Raw genomic sequence first — 408 nt, 5'->3', positions numbered from 1 at the left:
GTGGTATCGATACCCACCGATTCACCTGCCATAATTCTTATCCTCAAAAATAAAGAGATATAAATCCAATTGCCGTTAATTTATGAACCTTGTTTTTTAAAGGCTCTTTTCTAAAACAACATCCCTATTGCTCCACTGAACAGTGTCAGATTTTTGGCACAATATCCCAACTCTGACTTTTTTCAAAGTCAGAGTTTCGCAAAGATATGCAAAACAAGACTTTATCAGAGCTTTCTGACACTGACTTGTTACAGGTTACGCAATGCACTCTGATTTCGCCACTCTTAAGACTGATATTCCCATGTTTTCTTTAAAAAAAACGTTAAAGGTGAGATATCTCACTAGCAAATACAACCTAACGCATAAAAATATCGGGAGAAAGCAGAGGGGAAGAAAATGATAGATATA

It is taken from the genome of Vibrio sp. OPT46 (assembly GCF_015163535.1).
In the GTDB taxonomy this organism is placed as follows: domain Bacteria; phylum Pseudomonadota; class Gammaproteobacteria; order Enterobacterales; family Vibrionaceae; genus Vibrio; species Vibrio alginolyticus.
Note: the sequence above shows the minus strand (reverse complement) of the source record.